This window comes from Chryseobacterium proteolyticum (assembly GCF_046591535.1).
Lineage (GTDB): Bacteria > Bacteroidota > Bacteroidia > Flavobacteriales > Weeksellaceae > Chryseobacterium > Chryseobacterium proteolyticum.
The window spans coordinates 923,078-939,106 of record NZ_JBJLWK010000003.1; the positions used below are offsets into that span (position 1 = coordinate 923,078).

Here is a 16,029-nt window from a genome sequence, read left to right on the forward strand (position 1 = left end):
AATTCTGTTTTAAAAAAGAATACAGAAAATTAACAATATAATCATGGTTTTAAGGCTTCTCTCTGGTAGAGAAGCCTTATTTTTGTTTAATTATTATTTAAAATAGGTGATTATGATTTTTAGATTTTCAATTGTGTTTGTCTTGTTTTTTGTTATAGGGTTTTCACAAAACCTTAAAGTTATGAGTTTCAATATCAGATTACAGGTAGAATCTGATAAGGAAAATGCTTGGACAGAACGAAAGCAAGATGTACAGGATTTATTAATGTATTATCATCCGGATTATTTTGGGGTTCAGGAAGCATTGCCAGAACAGATGAAAGATCTTAAAAAAGGATTGCAAAATTATAATTATGTCGGTGTGGGCAGGGACGATGGAAAAGAAGAAGGTGAATTTTCAGCTATTTTTTATGATAATGAAAGGTTACAGGTGGTGAAATCCGGTACATTCTGGCTTTCGGAAACACCGGATAAGCCTTCCAGAGGCTGGGATGCGGCATGCAACAGGGTATGTACGTATGCCGTTTTTAAAGATAGAAAATCTAAAAAAGAATTCTTAGCAATGAATCTTCATTTTGATCATGTTGGAAATGTTGCAAGAGTGGAATCTGCGGAGTTGATTCTTAAAAAAATAAAAGAATTGAATCCTGGAAATCTGCCTTTAACTTTAAGTGGAGACTTCAATTTAACAGACAACAGTGAACCTATAAAGATTATTTCCCAAAATCTGAAGGATAGTTTTTATAACTCTGAAACCCAACACTATGGTCCAAAAGGGACATTCACCGGATTTAATGTCAATGAAATTCCTAAAGACCGAATTGATTATATTTTTGTAAAGGGAATGAAAATAAAATCTCACAGGCATATTAATGACAGAAGAGAAAACCTGCTGTATCCTTCGGATCATTTTCCGGTTATTGCAGAGCTTTCATTATAAATCTAATCTTCTTTATTCGGAAATTAATTTCAAATCCAATTCCTCTCAGGGATTGGATTAGCTTATGTGCTAATAGGGCCAGAACAACAAAAAAAACTGATAAACAAGGGTGGATGTAAAAAACATACGTTAAAATTTGCTAATATCAGCATCTGTGCGGTGATTAATTATATTTCTCTGTTACATTTTACCTAATTTTGAGACTTATTTTTAAAAAATAGATATGAAGAGATTGCTTTTTGGATGTTTAATGGTTGCTTCAGCACACTATTTTTCAGGACAAGAACTATACATACCAAGAAATGTAAAAAAAGCATATGAAAATGGGACGCGTGATATTTCCGGGGCTCCGGGTAAAAATTACTGGCAGAACAAAGGGATATACAATGTAGAAGTAAAAGTAGATGATAATACAAAAATCGTTTCCGGAAAAGAAACGATTACTTATATTAACAATAGCCCCGGCGATTTACACTCTTTAGCCATAAGGTTTGTCAATAACCTTCATAAGCCGCAGGCTCCGAGATCAGGCTTTGTATCCAAAGACTTTCTATCTTCAGGATTGCATATCAAATCCTTTATTGTAAATGGGGAAAAATATAACATAAACAGTGATGATTGGGGAACTGTTGCAAGTGTAAAGCTGCAAACCGCTATTAAATCGAAATCAAAATCAGAAATTAAAATAGAGTGGGAATATCCATTGTCTGTAAAAAGTGAAAGAGAAGGACAGATTGATCCTGAAACATTTTATGTTGCTTATTCTTTCCCAAGAATTTCAGTGTATGATGATTATAATGGCTGGGATATGCTGCCACATTCGGACAGGCAAGAATTCTACAATGATTTTAATGATTATAATTTTGCAATCATTGCACCCAAAAATTATGTGGTTTGGGCAACGGGAGAATTTCTCAATCCCGAAGCTGTTTTACAACCTAATTATTTAAAAAGATACAAGACATCTCTGAGGAGCGATCAGGTTGTTCATATTGCAAGCCAGGAGGAAATGAAATCAGGAAAGGTAACTAAGCAGAATAAGTGGAATACCTGGAAATTCAAAGCCGCTAATATCACGGATTTTTGTTTCGCCTTGAGTAATCATTATGTATGGGATGGGGCAAGTGTTCAGCTCAAAACAAAACGGGCAAGTGTGCAGTCTGCATACAAAGCAGGTGCTAAAGATTTTGAACGTTATGTAGACTGGATGCGTTATAACCTTGATTGGTATTCTAAAAACTGGCCGGGCGTGGAGTATCCATATCCTGTAATGACTGCTGTTCAGGGTTATGCTGATATGGAATATCCTATGATGATTAATGATAACAGTATTCCTGATAATTTTGAGGATGCGAGATTAACGGCAGATCATGAAATTGCTCATACCTATTTCCCTTTTTATATGGGGATCAATGAAACACGATATGCTTTTATGGATGAGGGTTGGGCAACAACCCTGGAATACCTGATTGGAATTGATGAGAATGGTGAAGCTAAAGCAAAGGATTTTTATAAAAATTTCAGGGTAAAGAAATGGATCAATGATCCTTCTGCCGAACAGGATCAGCCCATTATTACCATGAGTACACAGGTAAGTGGAGCAGGATATGGGAATAATTCTTATGTGAAGGCATCTCTGTCTTATCTGGCTTTAAAAGATTATCTTGGAGATGATCTGTTTAAAAAAGCATTACACCATTATATGAACAATTGGAATGGAAAACACCCAATTCCATGGGATTATTTTAATTCTATGAATACAGGATCAGGGAAAGATTTGAACTGGTTCTGGAATAATTGGTTCTATACAAACAATTATATAGATCTCAAAATTACAAAAGGAACTCAGGAGAACGGATTGCTTACAGTAAATATTGATAATGTCGGAGGTTTTGCAATTCCTTTTGATGCTATAATAACTTATGACGACGGAGGAATTGAAAATCTTCATTTTACACCTTCATTATGGGAGAAAAATCAAAAACAGGCAGTTCTTACGATTCCTGTAAAAAATAAAGTAAAATCGATTAAGCTGGATGGGGATATTTTTATGGACTATACTCCTGAAAATAATTCTAAAAATTTATAATCAAAAAGCCTTCAGAATACTGAAGGCTTTTTGATTATTAGAAATAAGCTGTTAATCTTAATCCAATCGTTATATATCTAACTTTTTCTTTAGCAAAAGAAGTGTTGAATACTTCGTTCATTTCTTCGTCGTCTTTTACCAGGTCGCTAAAGTGGTAATTCATCGTGGACTTAATCTGGTTGTATTCGGCGTAGGCGGTAATCCCGAGTTCAGGATTGAATTTATAAGTGATAGCACTTCCTAAATTAAGCCTGAAAGCCTTTGAAGGTTTATAAGTTGCCAGCTCCAATTGATTGTCTGGAGTGCCAATATGCTCACTTTTAACAAAAATTTTTCCGCTTGCAGGTATTGAATAGCCACCTGTAGCTTTTAACATGACTTCCCAGTTTTTTGCAAATTCATGAGAAAAATATGGACCCAAACCAAAATTGAGAAATCCTAATGACTGAGTCGTGATATCAAAGTTTTCATAGTGTTCCTCATCATCCAAAGTAAGTCTTTGAGGTTTGATCGGGAAACTACTAAAGCTAAGATCTCCTCCAATTCCCCATTTTTTTGAAAAAAAATAAGCTCCTTCTAATCCTGCATCAAAACCAACCTGCTTTCTGTTATCGAGCTCAGATTCTTTCAGGAAGTTCGTGGTAGCGAGTGCTGATCCCACTTTTATAGACAGAAAAGAAGGATATCCGTTACTTTCTATCCTGGAAAGCAGGCTTAGATTATCTCCTTTATTCTTGTAAAATTTATCAATGAAAAAATATCCTAATTCAGTAGAAATAATCCCTACTCCTGCACCTGCAAGAATATCAGGCATCCAATGTCTGTTATTCAGGTTTCTTCCAAGTCCTGTCAATGTAGCTGCGCCATATCCTCCAATACTGTAAGCCGGATTTACGAGTCCATACTCCTTGTGTAGAAAGCTGGCGTTGGCAAAAGCCATTGCAGCGTGCCCGGATGGAAAAGAGTTTTTGGCTGATGCATCCGGACGTTCAACTTTAGATGTGTACTTTACAGAATTGACGATGATTCCCATAATAGCTAAACTTGTGGCATAAGATAAAGTAACTCTCCCAATATTATTACGTCCTTTAATTCCCGCTAACTTCAAACCGTACACCGTAGCAGCAGGAGCATATTGAAGGTAATCGTCAAAACTAGCCTTAAAATCCGGCAGATATCGATTTCTTATGTCACGGATGTTTTTACGCTCACCCCAGGTAGTTGCTGAAGCGGTAAATAATAATGTTGGGGCAATTGATTTTTGGACCCATTCTTTTTTTAAGAAAGGTACCTTCGCTGAAAGTGCGGGAGGTTCTGAAATAGAATGAGAGAGATTGTTTTCTTGCTGAAGAGTATCCTGTGCCTTGTATAGGCATAAGGTAAGCAGCATAAAAAATGCTAATACTAATTTATTCATCATTGTGTGTTTTTTATTTTAAATTTTAAAATTTGCCAAAAATATAAAAAAAAACCTTTCTCAAAACTGAGAAAGGCTTTTTTAACATATTAAGAAAACTTATAATACTCTTAAACCTGCTCTAGGACCAGAAGAACTTACAACTGCCTGCATTCTTGTTTTTTGCCCTGCAGAGAACATAAACATTGCAGCATCATCTACATAGTCCATATAGTTCATGAACATAATAGATCTTGATACCCCACTACAAGTATTGTATACAGGATATGTAGGTTTGTTATAATTAGCTCCCGTTTGTGTAGGTGTATCCGCTACCTGATCGTTTCCGCAATTTGCATCACCCCAGATATGTCTAAGATTTAAATAGTGTCCTACTTCATGAGTAGCCGTTCTTCCCAAATTGAAAGGAGAAGATGCTCCTGTTTTTCCAAAATAAGGAGCTGCAATCACCACCCCATCATTCCATAATCCTGCTGATTCAGGGAAGGTCGCATATCCAAGAACTTGTCCCATGCTGCCTACTACCCAGATGTTGAAATAGTTGGTAGGATTGGTGGCGTCAATACCTCCGGAAGAAGCTTTTTTCATGGCATCATTAGTGCTCCAGCTTGTTTTAGTTGTAGATTTTCTTACGGTATTTGCTAGTCTGAATCTCACTTTTACATCCCCTGATTTTACAGATTGAAACTCTGTTGGTATTTTATTTACATCACTGTTCGTACCTCCGTAGTCAGCATTAAGAACAGCAATTTGCTCTGCTATTCTGGCATCAGAAACATTTTGTGCAGAAGTATTGTACAATACATTTACTACCACAGGGATTTCAACAGTACCATCTGCAAGAACTTTCCCCATTTTAATTGCGTTTGCAAATCTTTCAGTATTCGCTTCAATAGCTGCATACTTTTGTCTGAGCTCAGGATTGTTCTGAAGTGTTTGCTTTCTGATTTCTTCTGAAGGACAAGATCTTCTGTTGGCTAAATCTGAAGCAGTTGCAGATTTGTTTGCAGTCTCTTCACCTTGATTTGAAACATTGTCGCTGTTACAAGCGGACATGAATCCTAATGCCAGGATTCCAAATAATAGTTTTTTCATAGTTTCTATAAATTTATTTGTGGAAAAACGAAATTATATTATTTTGGGTGAGTTTGCAAGATTCTATTTTTGTGAATTGCTATTGTTTTATGGATTTTTATAAATTTTAATTCAGTAATTTATTTCATTTTATAGTTATTTTATACTTTGCTGGCGGTGTTTTTGTGTTTTTATTCATTTTCATAATTTCCATATCTAAATCTTTATTTTGGTTATAATTATGTAAGTAAAATGATATTCATTGCATAATTAATAAAACGTATTATGGGAAGGTATGATTTACTGCTCTTCGAATGTTTTGTCTTTCTTTTGCCAGTATTTACAGTGTAAAAAGTCCCTTTCTGAATTTCAGAAAGGGACTTTTATAATTTAAATTGGAAAAGGTTTTTATTCAGTAAGCAATCCGAGAAACTAGTCGAATCCATTTTTCATGGCGAAAACAGCGAGTCCCACACGGGTTTTCAAATCTAATTTTTCACAAAGCTGGTCTCTGTAACTTTCCACAGTTCTTGGACTGCAGCACATTTTATCAGCTATTTCTTTATAACTTAGTTCAGTAACTGTATATTTCAGAAATTCTTTTTCACGCTCAGAAATCCGCACTGTATCTTTAGATTCAGTTTCATTGTTCAGATTAGAAAATATAATGCGTGACGCCCATTCCGGATAAAAGAATCCTTCCGTATTTAATTTCACAAGAGCTGTTTCCAGTTCTTTAGGGTGGGTGTTTTTTAATAAATACCCTTTTGCCCCGTTTTTGATCATTTTGATGACGCTTTTGTCATCCCCTTGCATGCTCAGGGCCATTACTTTAATATCAGGATGGTTTTCTTTGAGCCACAGCACGGTTTCGAAACCATCCATAATTGGCATGCTGATGTCGAGTAAGATAATATCAGGAATTTTATTATTATTTTCGAATTTCTGAATAAGATCTTTTCCGTTTTCACAGACATAAATAACTTCAAAATCTTTAAAGTTGTCAATAATACCTTCCAATGCCTTCGCAATAAGGATGTGGTCGTCAACGATAACAATTGTTTTTTTCATGGCTGTCTTTTTAGTGTAATATTAACGGTTGTTCCTTTGTTCTTTAAACTTTCCAGAGTGAAGTCTGCTCCTATGATTTCCGCTCTGTTTTTCATATTGGTTAATCCAATGCCATTAGATCTTATGTTAGTCCTGTCAAATCCGATACCGTCATCCTGAATATTCAGTTCCCAAAGTGCTTCACTCGAAGTATTGAGGTTAATGAAAATATTTTTGCACTGGGCGTGTTTTATACTGTTCTGAATAAATTCCTGGGTGATTCTTAAAAGTACATTCTTATGTACAAATCCAAGGTCGAGTTGTTTAAAATTATGTTTGAAGCTTACATTACATTTTTTAAAAGCATTGGTGTTATCAACTTCTTCCTGAATTAAGGTTACGATTTCCTTTTGATTGATATTATCATCAGTTAAAGTTTTCGAAAGGCTTCTAAGGTCCTGAAGGGATTGGTTGATGATCTGTGATACCTGTTCTATTCTTTCATTGACTTCAGGAACTTTATTTTCGTATAAAAGCTGCTGAGTGTACAAGCTTACTAATGTGAGTTTCTGTCCTATGTTGTCATGAAGTTCACGGCCAATCTGTTGCATAGTAGCCTGTTGGATCTCCAGCTGAGTGGCCAAGAGCTCCTTCTGATGGATTTCATTTTTTATTTCAATTTCATTTAAATACTCTTTTTTTCGCTGTCTGTATTTTCTAATATATACCATTAGCGCAGCTACGAATAATACAAAGAATACGTTAAATAAAATAATGGTTATTAAAAGTTCCGTTTTCCCCATATGAATGAAGCTGAAAATAATAAATACATGATAATATCTGAAATCTGTGAGTAATTGCAATAAATACTCCAGATTTCCCGGTTGTCATAATATAGAAGTGTATAAAATGTAAAAAATGGAAGTGTTCCAATATAAAATAATGTTACTCCCAGGTTTATATAAAACATTTTATTGTTACTGAAATTGATTATATCTTCAGAATTCACCTGTTTATAGTACTCCATGATAACTAAAATCATTAAAAGTAAACACCCAAAAGTATAATTAAATGAATAAATTATTTTACTTTCCTTAAAATACAGTTCACTGGGAATAAATGAAATCAGATAAAATAAGGAAAGGATCCCGAATAGTTTTCTATTGTTGAACGATTTTGCAGCATATAACCAATAGAAAAACAAAAATTCCATGGGGATTACAAAATAATTATAATATTTGATTTTTGAGAATAAGGAAAAATTTCCATACCTGCCAAAAGACTCAAATATAAAAATTGCTATCAAATATATTGAAAAGTATTTCCAGTATTGATTTTTTAATGACTTTAGAAAAAAAATCGAAACTAAAGCGGATAAACCTTCTGTACAATATAATGAATAGTCCAGTACACTTCGCAATGAATCCATTTTTTACTTAATAGTTTTGAACAATTGGAGAATCAGGAGGAATTAAGCTTCCGTGGTTTTGTGCTAGTCCGCCTTCTTCTTCAATAGGATCTGTTGTATTTCGAGATTTTAATGCCATAGCGATTACCTGACCATTGGAATTGGATGGATTGAAATCGTAATGTAAAATCTTTCCGTTTTTGTCTTCTTTTTTTAGAGTGGGAACCATTATTAAAGTATGTCGTTCAGCGTACTCTTTTGGAACAGTATGACTTTCCATAATTGTCCAATTGTCAATCTTAGGATAAGCAGCATAATAAAATCTAATGCCCAAATCACTTTCACTGGTTGCGGGATTCACTTTCTTAGCTTCTGTTTCAAGATCGTTAATGAATTTTTTCAATTTAGGTAAGTCGAACCAGATAGAATCTGCATCAGTCATTTCAAGAGTAGAATTAATTGCTTTCAGTTGATTATTACGGTAATTATTAATCAGCTCCTGAATAAAGACATTACTCATAGTGTTTGGAAGACTTAGTGTCTCCACATCACCTTCGAGAATAGGTTTTGTTTCCATAATGTTAGTTTTTTAAACACAGTGTTAGTTAGTAATGCAAATCTCGGAAAAATTTTAGGTTAAATGACAGGGATTTCTCCTATTTGTTATCCGTGATTTTACGGGAAGATGGATTTTCTTTATAAAATGGCAATTTTTTGGTGAAAAAATTGATGTTTCGAATCTTAATTAGATTTTATTTTTATGTTAAAATAAATGCTTATTATATTATAATTATTAATAATTGAATATATTTACTTGTAGAAAAAAAAAATAATTTTGAAAACAAAACTTTTTAGCATTGCCATATTGGGACTTTTATCGGTTGGAATGTTATTTCAATCATGCAACAGTGATAATGAAAGTGAAGCATCAAGCGATAAAGTAATTTCTCAAAATTACAAGGACCGATTAATTGATAGTAAAACAGCTCAGGCGCTGGGAGATACTTATCTCACTAATAACTACGCTGTATTATTAGGGGGACGAACAGCTAGGGGATTGTCAGCCGAAGATGCAAGACAGGTAATTTATCCAATAGAAATTTTGGAAGCGTTTATTGCAAGTGTAGAAGAGAAAGCAGGGCAAGATGCATTAATTGGGGTTAATATCGGACAATACCCTTCTTCCGAAATAGTGGACGCTCATCAGAGAGAAGATTATAAAGGATATCAGACTATGTATCTAATGTCTTACAAAACTCCTGCAGATACTGTTTCTGCGGCTAATTGTGTAGAGGCAATGAATCATGGTAGTATTATTCCTCCTGATGCGACGGCAGATAAAAATGATATTTTAGATAAGAATATTAATAATTATCTCATAGCTAATGAAACGGCTTCACTTCTGGATAAAACCTATGCATTAAACAATGAAAAGACGTTGGATGCAAAGGGAATTGAAGTTAAAAGGCAATATTTTTATAGTATTGGTTTATTGAAGGGATATCTTCAATACGTAAAAGAACAGGCTGTGATTAATGGTATTAGTGATGTGAATATTGCAATTAATATGGGACAGAATAGCTTCAGTTCGGGCGCTGTGAATAAAGGGAAGCAAAAGGCAGGAAGCCAATGCATCTTTTTTACAGCATTTCCTAAGGGGAATGATGCAAATAGTAAAAATTTGAATATTCTAAATAATCTCCCGGCTCTTAAATAACTTTGATGTCCGGATAAAAATAAAAAGCGGTAGAAATAATAGTTTCTACCGCTTTTTTTACACTTGAATCTTTTTTGATATCGTTATGTGTTACTTTCATAGCGTTGTCCAGATGTTATGTCAATGTGAATTAACAAAAATAAGTGCTGTAGATTTTGTCTACAGCACTTACTACAAAAATAATATATATGAAAAAAACTATTTATTTTTCCGCCGGTCTGAAAACCAGACCTGTTTCATCGAAATAATCCAAAGTGATTCGGTCTCCGTCATTTACATTTCCGGCCAGAATCTCACGGGATAGTTTATTTAAAACTTCCTGCTGGATAACTCTCTTTAAAGGTCTTGCACCAAAAGCAGGATCATATCCTTTATTCATTAAATAATCTACGGCATCCTGAGTTGCTGTCATGATAATATTTCGTTTTGCTAACATATCATTAAAGCCTCGCAACTGATACTGAACAATTTTTCCAATTTCCTTTTTTCTTAAAGGCTGGAATAATACAATCTCATCAATTCTGTTTAAGAACTCAGGACGAAGAGTTTGCTTTAATAAGTCAAAAACTTCTTCTTTTGTTTTCTCTACGATTTCATCCTGATTGGCTTCAGTAATGTTTTCAAAATTTTCCTGAATCAAATGTGAGCCCAGGTTAGAAGTCATAATGATAATTGAGTTTTTAAAGTTGACAACTCTGCCTTTGTTGTCTGTCAAACGACCATCATCCAAAACCTGCAATAAGGTATTGAAAACATCAGGGTGGGCTTTTTCAATCTCATCCAAAAGAACAACTGAATAAGGTCGTCTTCTCACTGCTTCTGTAAGTTGTCCTCCTTCATCATATCCTACATATCCGGGAGGCGCTCCTACTAATCTGGAAACAGAATGACGTTCCTGATATTCACTCATATCGATTCGGGTCATATTGTTCTCATCGTCGAATAAAAATTCAGCCAGCGCTTTTGCTAACTCTGTTTTACCGACACCTGTTGTACCGAGGAAAAGAAAGGATCCTATTGGTTTTTTCTCATCACTCAATCCTGCACGATTTCTTCTGATCGCATCAGAAACAGCCTGAATGGCTTCTTCTTGTCCCACAACCCTGTGATGAAGTTCTGTTTCAAGGTGCAGCAATTTCTCCCTTTCCGATTGCAAAAGTTTTGTTACAGGAATTCCTGTCCACTTAGCAATTACTTCGGAGATATTTTCTGCAGTTACTTCTTCTTTTATTAACTCGTTCTGATGATTTTGCATTTCAAGTTCCAGCTTCTGCAAGTCATCTTCTTTTTCTTTGATTTTTCCATATTGGATTTCTGCTACTTTAGCATAATCTCCAGCTCTGGAAGCTCTTTCCGCTTCTAGTTTTAAAGATTCAATATCTTTTTTAATCTGTGTAAGATCTTCACTTTTTTGTTTTTCTTTCAACCATTTTGCATTAATCTCATTTCTTTGTTCGGAAATTTTAGAAATATCTTCTTTTAAATGGTCAATTTTGGTCTGATTGCCTTCTCTTGAAATAGCAGCCAGCTCAATTTCCATCTGCATAAGCTTTCTATCCAGGACATCAAGTTCTTCGGGTTTGGAGTTGATTTCCATTCTCAACTTGGCAGAAGCTTCATCAATAAGGTCAATTGCTTTATCCGGTAAGAATCGGTCTGAGATGTATCTCTGAGACATTTCAACTGCTGCAATAATAGCCTCATCTTTGATCCTTACTTTATGATGCGCTTCGTATTTATCTTTAATTCCACGTAAAATAGAGATCGCAGATTCTGTATCTGGCTCTTCCACCATTACTTTCTGAAAACGTCTTTCAAGGGCTTTGTCCTTTTCAAAATATTTTTGATATTCATTCAGGGTAGTGGCACCTATTGCTCTTAACTCTCCTCTTGCCAAGGCGGGTTTCAAAATATTTGCAGCGTCCATAGCGCCTTCACCACCACCAGCTCCTACTAATGTGTGGATTTCATCAATGAAAAGAATAATTTGTCCGTCAGATTTTATTACCTCATTAACGACAGACTTCAAACGCTCTTCAAATTCTCCTTTATATTTTGCTCCGGCGATTAATGCTCCCATATCTAATGAATATAAAGTTTTATCCATCAGATTTTCAGGAACGTCTCCGTTAATGATTCTATGTGCAATCCCTTCTGCAATTGCAGTTTTACCCACACCTGGTTCTCCAATTAGGATCGGATTGTTTTTTGTTCTTCTGGAAAGAATCTGTAATACACGACGGATTTCTTCATCACGTCCGATTACCGGATCCAGTTTTCCTTCTGCTGCTAATTCATTAAAATTTTTAGCATATTTATTGAGAGATTGGTAAGTTTCTTCTGAACTTGCAGAATTGGCTTTGCTCCCTTTTCTTAATTCCTTAATAGCACCTTCCAGTAAGCTTTTGGTAACCCCCATATCTTTCAGCATTTTAGAAACTTCAGATGAAGTATCCAAAAGTGACAGCCATAAGTGTTCGATTGTTACATACTCATCACCCATTTTTTTTGCAATGTTCGGCGCATCCAATAGGACTTTATTCGCAGATTGTGAGAGATAAATATTACCCCCCTGAACTTTGGGAAGTCTTTCTAAACTTTCACGGTTCCTCTCTCTTACCAAAGATGCATCGGCTTCCGATTTCTTCAGTAAAAAAGGTGAAATATTTTCATCTACCTGAAAGATTCCTTCCAGTAGATGTTGAGGTTCTATGCTTTGATTACCCAATTCCATAGCAACTTGCTGAGCTGCCTGGATGGCTTCTTGTGATTTTACAGTATATTGATTTAAATTCATATTTTATATTTTTGGGTTGACTTAAAGTGTATAGATTTTAGACATCAGATTTCAGACCATTCAGACTTTGAATTAAATTTAATTTCTTAAATCCGTATCTAAAGTCTGATGTCCTTGATCTAATTTAATCATTTAATTCGGGTCGTATAACACAAAAAGTGTTCAATTATTGAATTTATAAATAAATTGGACAAAATTTCCGAATATTGTATTTTTAACACTGAAGTAACTAGACAAAATTTCCATTTTCATCATATCATCTGTAAATTTTGACATTCTTTTTTATTTTGAAATCAGATTAAAAGAGGTATGTAAAACTTTTATGAGGCAAAAAACAACAGTTTGGATCAAAAAAGTTACTTTTGCAATCTACTGATGGAGCTTAAAGAAAAACAAAAGAAAATATTAGACGAAGCCGTTCAGCTTTTCAAAGAGAAAGGCTATATGGGAAGTTCTGTAAGAGATCTGGCAACTCAATTGAATATAAAAGCTGCCTCTCTCTATGCACATATACGTTCTAAGGAAGAAATCCTTGAATGGATTTGCTTTGGTATTGCTCAGGATTTCTTTGTTGAGCTTCAGGAAGTATTGAACACAGATATCAAACCCAGTGATAAGCTGAATTTATTTATTGATAAACACTTATCTGTTGTTCTCAAAAATCCCGATGTTACTCATATTTATTCCAACGAATGGAAGCATCTTGAGGAAAGGCTTCCTGAATTTGTTGAGTTGAGGAAAAAATATCAACAGGAAGTCGAACAATTAATTTCCGGGATCTATAAGGCCGAAAATTGGGAATTAAAATCCCCATCCTTTACTACAAGGTTTATTCTTCATACACTCAATAATTCTTATTTCTGGTTCAAAAGAAACACAGGATCAAATGTAGAGATCACTGATGAAATCAGGAATAAGATACTCTTTGGACTGCTTGGAAACCAAAAGAGATAAAAAAATTACCGTTCCGGTTATTTAGAATCATTCAAAATATGATGAAAATCATAAAAATTTTGTCAGCTTCCAAAATCTTTTTAAATTTACACCTAACAAATGTTAGTTAGTTTTATGGATTTTTCAGTTGAATATTTAGAGCTCGACCAGCTTAGGGAGCTCCAGTCCAAAAGATTGGTAGATCTCGTAGGTTATCTTGAGGAAAGATCAGATTTTTATAAAAGAAAATTTAATGAAGCGGGAATATCACCTCAGGAAATAAGGTCGATTGAAGATATTTCGAAATTACCCATTACTTATAAACAGGATTTGCGGGATCACTATCCATTTGGATTATTTACGGTTCCGAAGAATGAATTACAGAGAATACATTGTTCAAGTGGAACCACAGGAAAACCAACGGTAGTAGGATACACGAAGGAAGATGTTGATCTTTTCAGCGAGGTGGTTGCAAGGTCTTTGAACGCAGCAGGAGCCCAACCTGGGATGCAATTGCATAATGCATACGGTTATGGAATTTTTACCGGCGGATTAGGTCTGCATTATGGAGCTGAAAAGCTTGGAATGAGTGTTCTTCCTATTTCGGGGGGGAATGACAACGAGACAAGTGGATTTGATAATGGATTTTAAGCCTGAAGTAATTTGTTGCTCACCTTCGTATGCTTTAACAATAGCTGATGAATTTGCTAAAAGAGGAATTTCTGCTGATGAAATCAGTTTAAAGTATGCTGTGTTGGGTTCTGAACCATGGACAGAAATCATCAGACATCACATTGAAGAGAGACTGGGGGTTCATGCGACTAATATTTATGGATTAAGTGAGATTATCGGACCCGGAGTATCGATGGAGGATTTCGAAGAAAAAGGCGGTTCGTATATCTGGGAAGATCATTTTTATCCCGAAATTTTGGATCCGAATACAAAACAACCGGTTCCATTTGGAGAAGAAGGCGTACTGGTGATTACCACTTTGACGAAAAAAGCGATGCCACTTCTAAGATATTGGACAAATGACATTACAAGTCTTTACTATGATGAGAGTGGAAAAAGAACGATGGTAAAAATGAGACCTCTTATCGGAAGAGCTGACGATATGCTGATTGTAAGAGGGGTAAATGTTTATCCAAGCCAGATTGAAGAAGCTTTTTCCCATGTAGAAGGAGTCGTACCAAATTACTATCTTACACCGATCGAAAAGGAGCAAATGTGCGTTGCTTTAGACATTGATCTGGAAATAGGCAATGATTTTATTAAATCTCATCAACTTGAAATAAATACCGATGATTATCTTATTTTTGTCGGAAATTTTGGAAAAAATATTGAAAACGAAATAAAGAAACGGGTAGGAATAACCACAAAAGTGAAAATCCACACTCAGGATAGCTTACCTAAATGCGAAGGTGGAAAAATTAATAGAATACTAAAGAAAAAATGAATTCATTTTATAAACTAAAAACGGTAAAAGTTCAGAAAGATACCGATGAAGCTGTGAATGTAGCAGTGGAAATTCCTGATGAACTAAAAGATAAATTCAGATTCAAGCAGGGACAATACCTTAACTTCCGGATGATGATCGACGGAAATGAGGAGAGACGTTCTTATTCTATCTGCAATGCTCCAAGTGAAAAAAGCAATACATTGGAAGTATTGGTCAAACTTTTAGAAGGTGGAAAGGTTTCAGGATATTTTAATGAACATCTTCATATGGATGAGGTGCTTGAGGTAATGCCCCCTATGGGAGGTTTCAATACCACCTATCACCCATCGAATACCAAAACATATGTTGGTCTGGCTGCAGGAAGTGGAATCAGTCCAGTTCTTTCCAATATCAAGGAAAGTCTTTACCAGGAGCCTAATAGTAAGGCATATTTATTTTACAGCAATAGAAGCATGAATCATGTGATGAAGAAAGCGGAGATCGATAAACTGGTTGAGCACTTCAAAGGAAGGTTGAATGTAGTATATCTGGTAAGTCGTGAAAAGCATGAAGATCCTATTTTTGAAGGAAGAATCTCTCCGGAAAAACTAAATCATTTATTTGAAAGATATACCGATATAGATGTTAAAGAAGCTACCTATTTCATTTGTGGTCCTGCGGAAATGATCAAAGGAATTGCGGATTATCTGAAAAAAGAAAAAAAGGTACCTGCTATTCAGGTTTTATTTGAATATTTCACAGCTCCCGATGAAGAAAATTCTGAGGAAATGAGTGATGAATTCAAAGCTATCGCCAATATAGAAAGTATGGTAACGGTGATCATTGACGACGATGAATATTCCTTCCATCTTAATTCTAAAAAAGAGAGTATCTTAGATAAGGCATTAAAAGATCAGCTGCCTGTTCCTTTTGCTTGTAAAGGAGGAGTTTGCTGTACGTGTAAAGCAGAGGTTTTGGAAGGAGAAGTCTTCATGGAAAAAAACTTTGCGCTTACCGAAGAAGAAGTAGCCAGAGGTTACGTTCTGACATGTCAATGTCACCCGACAACCAATGTGGTGATGCTTAATTATGATGTTTAAATTGTATTAACGATTAAATGTAAAAAGTATTCATGAATACATTAATACGTTTTACATTTTACAAAA

The 16,029-nt window shown here is 34.9% G+C and carries 11 protein-coding genes and 1 pseudogene; 6 read left to right on the forward strand and 6 right to left on the reverse strand.

From position 1 onward, the window contains the following. Positions 1-112 precede the first annotated feature (112 nt). On the forward strand, positions 113-940 hold the full coding sequence (locus tag ACJ5H0_RS15320; protein ID WP_411250193.1) for an endonuclease/exonuclease/phosphatase family protein: 828 nt from the start codon (positions 113-115) through the stop codon (positions 938-940). A 223-nt stretch (positions 941-1,163) separates the two neighbouring features. Then, on the forward strand, positions 1,164-3,029 hold the full coding sequence (locus ACJ5H0_RS15325) for a M1 family metallopeptidase (RefSeq protein ID WP_411250195.1): 1,866 nt from the start codon (positions 1,164-1,166) through the stop codon (positions 3,027-3,029). Between the two features lie 37 nt (positions 3,030-3,066). Here the strand turns inward: ACJ5H0_RS15325 and ACJ5H0_RS15330 are convergent, their stop codons facing one another. The 5 genes from ACJ5H0_RS15330 to ACJ5H0_RS15350 all read right to left on the reverse strand — a co-directional run bounded on the left by ACJ5H0_RS15330 (position 3,067) and on the right by ACJ5H0_RS15350 (position 8,555). Further along, complete coding sequence (locus ACJ5H0_RS15330; protein WP_411250197.1) at positions 3,067-4,449, reverse strand: phosphatase PAP2 family protein; 1,383 nt, start codon at positions 4,447-4,449, stop codon at positions 3,067-3,069. 96 nt (positions 4,450-4,545) lie between these two features. Beyond that, complete coding sequence (locus tag ACJ5H0_RS15335; protein ID WP_172284312.1) at positions 4,546-5,541, reverse strand: zinc metalloprotease; 996 nt, start codon at positions 5,539-5,541, stop codon at positions 4,546-4,548. A gap of 411 nt (positions 5,542-5,952) precedes the next feature. Beyond that, positions 5,953-6,591 carry a response regulator transcription factor gene (locus tag ACJ5H0_RS15340; protein ID WP_172284311.1) on the reverse strand — a complete coding sequence of 213 codons (639 nt, stop codon included), beginning with the start codon at positions 6,589-6,591 and terminating at the stop codon, positions 5,953-5,955. Then, complete coding sequence (locus ACJ5H0_RS15345) at positions 6,588-7,373, reverse strand: sensor histidine kinase (RefSeq protein ID WP_345990793.1); 786 nt, start codon at positions 7,371-7,373, stop codon at positions 6,588-6,590. Before ACJ5H0_RS15345 ends, ACJ5H0_RS15340 begins: the two co-directional genes overlap by 4 nt. A 633-nt stretch (positions 7,374-8,006) precedes the next feature. Beyond that, on the reverse strand, positions 8,007-8,555 hold the full coding sequence (locus ACJ5H0_RS15350; protein ID WP_172284309.1) for a hypothetical protein: 549 nt from the start codon (positions 8,553-8,555) through the stop codon (positions 8,007-8,009). A gap of 258 nt (positions 8,556-8,813) precedes the next feature. On the opposite strand from ACJ5H0_RS15350, the gene ACJ5H0_RS15355 reads away from it, so the two are divergent. Beyond that, positions 8,814-9,695 (forward strand): hypothetical protein, encoded by an 882-nt coding sequence (locus ACJ5H0_RS15355; RefSeq protein WP_411250201.1) that lies wholly within the window; start codon positions 8,814-8,816, stop codon positions 9,693-9,695. A gap of 202 nt (positions 9,696-9,897) precedes the next feature. On the opposite strand, the gene clpB is transcribed toward ACJ5H0_RS15355, so the two are convergent. After that, the gene (gene clpB, locus ACJ5H0_RS15360) at positions 9,898-12,492 is read right to left on the reverse strand and encodes an ATP-dependent chaperone ClpB (protein WP_273650622.1); all 2,595 of its coding nucleotides are present in this window, start codon (positions 12,490-12,492) and stop codon (positions 9,898-9,900) included. Positions 12,493-12,834: 342 nt separating this feature from the next. Here clpB and ACJ5H0_RS15365 point away from each other — a divergent pair, with 342 nt between their 5' ends. The 3 genes and pseudogenes from ACJ5H0_RS15365 (at position 12,835) to ACJ5H0_RS15375 (ending at position 15,963) form a co-directional block, all read left to right on the forward strand. Then, complete coding sequence (locus tag ACJ5H0_RS15365) at positions 12,835-13,446, forward strand: TetR/AcrR family transcriptional regulator (protein ID WP_228457057.1); 612 nt, start codon at positions 12,835-12,837, stop codon at positions 13,444-13,446. 114 nt (positions 13,447-13,560) lie between these two features. After that, positions 13,561-14,881: pseudogene (locus ACJ5H0_RS15370) on the forward strand (phenylacetate--CoA ligase family protein). After that, positions 14,878-15,963 (forward strand): 2Fe-2S iron-sulfur cluster-binding protein, encoded by a 1,086-nt coding sequence (locus ACJ5H0_RS15375; protein ID WP_172284305.1) that lies wholly within the window; start codon positions 14,878-14,880, stop codon positions 15,961-15,963. Before ACJ5H0_RS15370 ends, ACJ5H0_RS15375 begins: the two are co-directional and overlap by 4 nt. Positions 15,964-16,029 lie beyond the last annotated feature (66 nt).

Bases quoted from the DNA above. Each gene is read 5' to 3' on its own strand.
- ACJ5H0_RS15320 (WP_411250193.1), top strand. From the start codon at position 113: ATGATTTTTAGATTTTCAATTGTGTTTGTCTTGTTTTTTGTTATAGGG.
- ACJ5H0_RS15325 (WP_411250195.1), top strand. From the start codon at position 1,164: ATGAAGAGATTGCTTTTTGGATGTTTAATGGTTGCTTCAGCACACTAT.
- ACJ5H0_RS15330 (WP_411250197.1), bottom strand. From the start codon at position 4,449: ATGATGAATAAATTAGTATTAGCATTTTTTATGCTGCTTACCTTATGC.
- ACJ5H0_RS15335 (WP_172284312.1), bottom strand. From the start codon at position 5,541: ATGAAAAAACTATTATTTGGAATCCTGGCATTAGGATTCATGTCCGCT.
- ACJ5H0_RS15340 (WP_172284311.1), bottom strand. From the start codon at position 6,591: ATGAAAAAAACAATTGTTATCGTTGACGACCACATCCTTATTGCGAAG.
- ACJ5H0_RS15345 (WP_345990793.1), bottom strand. From the start codon at position 7,373: ATGGGGAAAACGGAACTTTTAATAACCATTATTTTATTTAACGTATTC.
- ACJ5H0_RS15350 (WP_172284309.1), bottom strand. From the start codon at position 8,555: ATGGAAACAAAACCTATTCTCGAAGGTGATGTGGAGACACTAAGTCTT.
- clpB (WP_273650622.1), bottom strand. From the start codon at position 12,492: ATGAATTTAAATCAATATACTGTAAAATCACAAGAAGCCATCCAGGCA.
- ACJ5H0_RS15375 (WP_172284305.1), top strand. From the start codon at position 14,878: ATGAATTCATTTTATAAACTAAAAACGGTAAAAGTTCAGAAAGATACC.